General features: G+C 71.0%; 6 protein-coding genes. 3 read left to right on the forward strand and 3 right to left on the reverse strand.

Annotated features, from left to right (window positions below; all coding sequences use genetic code 11):
* The first annotated feature begins 97 nt into the window (after window positions 1-97).
* Window positions 98-835, forward strand: coding sequence for a 4-carboxymuconolactone decarboxylase (pcaC, locus tag AB0J09_RS56685; protein ID WP_360711013.1), 738 nt, complete (start codon window positions 98-100; stop codon window positions 833-835).
* A gap of 27 nt (window positions 836-862) precedes the next feature.
* The gene (locus AB0J09_RS56690) at window positions 863-1,174 is read left to right on the forward strand and encodes a DUF6401 family natural product biosynthesis protein (protein WP_360710999.1); all 312 of its coding nucleotides are present in this window, start codon (window positions 863-865) and stop codon (window positions 1,172-1,174) included.
* 79 nt (window positions 1,175-1,253) lie between these two features.
* Here the strand turns inward: AB0J09_RS56690 and AB0J09_RS56695 are convergent, their stop codons facing one another.
* On the reverse strand, window positions 1,254-2,078 hold the full coding sequence (locus AB0J09_RS56695) for a hypothetical protein (protein WP_360711002.1): 825 nt from the start codon (window positions 2,076-2,078) through the stop codon (window positions 1,254-1,256).
* Between the two features lie 129 nt (window positions 2,079-2,207).
* Between AB0J09_RS56695 and AB0J09_RS56700 the strand changes: the two genes are divergently transcribed.
* Complete coding sequence (locus AB0J09_RS56700; protein ID WP_360711004.1) at window positions 2,208-2,585, forward strand: VOC family protein; 378 nt, start codon at window positions 2,208-2,210, stop codon at window positions 2,583-2,585.
* A gap of 30 nt (window positions 2,586-2,615) precedes the next feature.
* Here AB0J09_RS56700 and AB0J09_RS56705 read toward each other — a convergent pair whose 3' ends face one another.
* Complete coding sequence (locus AB0J09_RS56705) at window positions 2,616-3,380, reverse strand: aldolase/citrate lyase family protein (protein WP_360711007.1); 765 nt, start codon at window positions 3,378-3,380, stop codon at window positions 2,616-2,618.
* 90 nt (window positions 3,381-3,470) lie between these two features.
* Window positions 3,471-4,391 (reverse strand): aldo/keto reductase, encoded by a 921-nt coding sequence (locus tag AB0J09_RS56710; RefSeq protein WP_360711010.1) that lies wholly within the window; start codon window positions 4,389-4,391, stop codon window positions 3,471-3,473.
* Between the last annotated feature and the right edge of the window lie 305 nt (window positions 4,392-4,696).

The following is a 4,696-nucleotide window of genomic DNA, read 5'->3' on the forward strand; positions in this document are numbered from 1 at the left end:
CCGCCGCCAGCGAGTCCGTCTTGCGCAGCTCGCGCTCCTGTAGCTCGGGGCTGCTCTCGATGATGGACTGACGCACCCGAACCAGGTCGAGGCGGCGCTGAAGGCCCGCTGGTTCACGCCCGACTTCGACGGCCAGTGGGTGTTCGACCAGCTGGTGGAGGTGGACGCCAAGTCGTACGCCGCCTGCTGCGAGGCCATCGCCGCCTTCGACCTGACGCGCCGCCTGGGGGAGATCACCGCGCCCACGCTGGTCATAGCCGGCGCCCAGGACCCGGCAACGCCGCTCGACCAGGCCCTCACGCTGGCCAACAACATCCCGGGAGCGTTCCTGACGGTGGTCCCGCGCGCCTCGCACCTGGCCAACGTGGAACGCCCCGAAGCGGTCACCGCCGCCATCGTCGGCCACCTGTCAGGCGCGTCCCTCGACGAACCGCCTCCGCCATCTCCTCCCGCGGAGGACGGCCTGGCGGCGGGGATGCGCACCAGGCGCGAGGTGCTCGGGGACGCGCACGTCGATCGGGCGGTCGCCGCCACCACGGACTTCACCCGCGACTTCCAAGAGCTGATCACCCGCTACGCCTGGAACGAGATCTGGAACCGGCCCGGCCTCGACCGGCGCACCCGCAGCTGCGTCACGCTCACCGCGCTCGTGGCCCGGGGACAGCTGGAGGAGCTCGCCATGCACGTTCGTGCGGCTTTACGGAACGGCCTCACGCGGGACGAGATCAAGGAGGTGCTGCTCCAGACGGCCGTCTACTGCGGGGTTCCGGCCGCCAACGCCGCCTTCGCGGTGGCCCGCCGCACCCTCGCCGAAATCGACGCGGAAGGCCGCTGACCTTGGGAGATGCTTTACAGTTAGTTGGTGTTCTTTGAGGAAGGATGGGCGGCTTCGCCCCTGCGCTGGCTGATGAAGGCACTGGGCGACGCCCAGCTCGCCCGGATGGACCGCGACCCGGGCCTGATGGCCGCGGTGGACCAGCACGCGGCGGTGCTGCGCGACGCGATCCCGATCGACCGGGAGACGCTGGGCGACTACCTGCTCGGCTTCCTCGACGAACTACGACACCGTGGCTGGATCTTCACCGGCGAGCCGGACGCGGCGGCGCTCCGGCTCACGGCGGTCTGCTGGCTGGCCCGCGAACAGGGCTTCCTGGAAGACGGCCTCCCCGCCTGACCTGCCCCGTCCCGGCGCACAGCGAGGACCACGCCGTGCGGCGGACGCCGTGCCCGAGCGTGACGCCCGCCGGGGGTGGTCACTCCGGAGGCATCTCCGAGCGCGGAGGCATGTCCGTACGCGGCGGCGTTTCCGAGCGCGGCGGGGTCGTCGCCGGGCCCGTGCGGATGGGGGTGGTCTCCGCCGACATCGCCCGAGCGTCCTCACGCCCCCGCTGGTACGCCTCCGCATGCGCCCTCGCCTGCGGAGCCTCCTGCTCGATGCGGCCCAGCCAGCGCTCCCAGCGCTGCTGCATCGGCCGGACGAGCCCGCCGCCGAAGCCGATCGCCGCGATCGCGCCGAGGGTGGCGAGCACGGTGATCAGCACCGGAGTCGTGACAGTGGTGGCCACGCCGATCTGGTTGAGCGCCGCGATGATGCCGAGCGCCCAGATGAAGACCGCGGCGGCCGTCGCCAGCCAGCGGCCGTAGGAGAGCCCACCGAGCATCCCCTCGACGATGTCCCTGACGGCCTTGGCCACCGCGCCCGCGACCACGATGATCACGATGGCGACCAGTGCCATGGGCAGCCAGGCGACCACGCTGTTCAGCATCGACGAGATCGGGTTGGGCCCGTACACGCTGAAGGCCAGCTGCAGGGTGACCAGCAGGATCGCGTAGAAGACGATCTTCGCGAGCAGGCTGCTGGCGTCGTACTTGCTCCGCTCCAGCCACCGCTGCACGCCGCTGCGCTCCACCGCCCGGTCGAAGCCGACGCGTTCGAGTATCTTGTCGACGATCTTCTCCAGTGCCTTGGCCACGAGGTAGCCGATGAAGAGAATCACCAGCATCGCGATCAGCTTCGGAACGAACGTCGCGACCGCCCGCCAGGCGTCTGAAATGCCTTGGCCTATGTTGATGTCCACGGTTTCCTCCTCCGAGGAGCCAATGCAACGGCGCTACCCGTACCGAATCGGTGTATGCACGCAGCGCAGTCGAAACTTCGCACAAGGCGACACCGCACCGGGCCCCCGGCGGCCACTAGGGTGATCGGCATGCATCGCAGCCGGGTCTACGCCCTTCTGATCGACACCCCCGCACCCGAGGCCGAGCAGGCGGCGGCGTTCTGGGCGGGCGCGCTGGGGGCCACCGCGAGCCCGCTCCCCGGATACGAGCAGTTCACCTCGCTGCCCGGGGCCATTCCCGGTTTCGACGTGGCTGTCCAGGCGGTGGACGACGACGCGCCCCGGTTCCACGTCGACATCGAGACGGACGACGTCGAGGCCGAGACCCGGCGGCTGCTGGCGCTCGGGGCGACGGAGGTGTCGCGGTGGCAGGAGTGCCGCATCCTGCGCGCGCCCGGCGGCCACCTGCTCTGTGTGCTGCCCGTGGAGAGCGACCGGTTCGAGGCGGAGGCCAAGGCCTGGCCCTGACCGGGCCAGGTCCACAGGTGATCAGGACCTTCAGTCGCCCCTCGCGGCCTTCAGGTGCGCGGCCGCGGCCTGCTCGAGATGGACGAGGTCGGAGGCGACGGTGGCGAAGGTGAAGCCCTCGGCCAGGCGGCGGGCGGCCAGCTCGCCGGTGGGGTTGTGGATCCCGGCCGCGATCCCGGCCTCCTCGGCCGCCGTGCTGATCTTCACCAGCGCGGCCTCGAACACGTCGGCGACCTCTGGGTCGTTCGGGAATCTTCCGCCCACGGCCAGGCACAGGTCGGACGGGCCTACGTACACGCCGTCCAGGCCCGGCGTGGCGCAGATCGCCTCGATATTCGCCAGCCCGTCCGGCGTCTCGATCATGGCCAGGACCAGCACGCTCTCGTTCGCCTCCGCCGGGGTGGGGCCGATTCTCAGCATGGAGCGCATGGGGCCGTACGAGCGGCGTCCCTTCGCGGGGTAGCGGGCGGCGGACACGGCGCGGGCCGCGTCCTCGGCGGTGTCCACCAGCGGCACGATCACGCCGCCCGCGCCGAAGTCGAGCGCCCGGCCGATGACCGCGGCCTCGCCGGACTCGACGCGCACCAGGCCGACCGAGCGGCCGCCCGCGTCGATGGCCATGAGGTTGGACAGCAGCCCCGCGTTGCCGATCAGACCGTGCTGCGCGTCCAGCGCGACGTAGTCGTACCCCAGCCTGGCAAGGCGCTCGGTCGCGACGGGGGCGTCGAGCACCACCCAGTAGCCGACGCACTGTTCGCGGTTGCGGATCTTTCTGGCGAACTCGGCTGCGGTCATATGTGATCGATCTCCTCTGCGGGGACGCGGACGTGTTTGATGACTTTGACGCAGGCGACGTACGGGGCGGGTGGCAGGTTCATGGGCCCCCTATCGGTTGTAGGCGGGCATCGGGCCGCGGAGCGTGTCGCCCACGGTGTCGCAGGCGTCGGCCACGTCGGAGGGCAGCGGCCCGGCGGCCAGCGCCGCGAGGTTCGCGCGCAGGTGGCCGACGCGGGACGCGCCGAGCAGCACCGCGTTCACCACCGGCTTGCCGGCCAGCCAGCGCAGCGAGAGCTCGGCCAGCGGCAGTCCCGCCCGCAGAGCGATCGCGTCGAGCGCCTCGACGGCCTTGAACAGGTCCGCGTCCCAATACCGCTTCCGGTACATCTCCGCCAGCCGCGAGTCCCCGAACCGCCCGCTCTCCGGTGCCTGGTCGAACCGGTGCCGTCCGGTCAGCAGCCCGCCTCCCAGGGGGTTGTACACCATCGTCCGCAGCCCGCCGGCGAGGGCGAACTCCGCGTACTCGTCCTCGATCCGCCTGGCCAGCAGGTTGTACAGCTGCTGGGCGACCGCGGGAGGGGGATCGATCGCGGCGATCTGCCAGGCGGCGAAGTTGGACACGCCCAGGCTGCCGACCTTGCCCTCGTCCATCAGCTCGGCGACCGTGGCCAGCGTGTCTTCCAGCGGGGTCGCCCGGTCGGGCTGGTGCAGGTAGAACAGGTCCACATGGTCCACTTTGAGTCGGCGCAGGCTGCCTTCCAGACTTGCCCGCAGGCCGGCGGGGGAGAGGGGAGCGTGCCCGCCGGCGTCCGGGTGGGGGATGCCCGCCTTGGTCGCCAGCACGACCCGGTCGCGGCGGCCCCGCAGCAGCTCGCCGAGGATCTCCTCCGCGGCCCCGCCCGCGTAGCCGTTGGCCGTGTCGACGCCGCTGACCCCGGCGTCGAGCGCGAAGTCGAGCATCCGCCCGGCCGTCCCGGCGTCCACGGTGTCGCCGAACGTCATGGTGCCGAGCACCGGTTCAGCACTCATCAAGGGGCTCCTTTCGCTGCCGCGAGGACGCCGCGCGGCTTGCGCCCCCGCATGATCGCCGGACCTCCATCGGACTGGGGGTGTCGTTCTGGAGAGAGGTGCGGGAAACAACCGCGTTACTTTCGGGCAACTGTGGCATAGTATGCGCGTTTCGTGCAATACTCGCCGCGTGATTTACGCAATTCGAGGTGCGCGGCGTGTTCGCCCTGGCGGATGACCTCCAGGCTGGTCAAGACGCTGGGCGACGAGGTGCTGTTCACCGCGCCGACCGCGGTCCAGGCCGCGGAGATCGCGCTCGACCTGGT

Origin of the sequence: Nonomuraea sp. NPDC049784 (genome assembly GCF_040659615.1) — a bacterium.
Lineage (GTDB): Bacteria > Actinomycetota > Actinomycetes > Streptosporangiales > Streptosporangiaceae > Nonomuraea.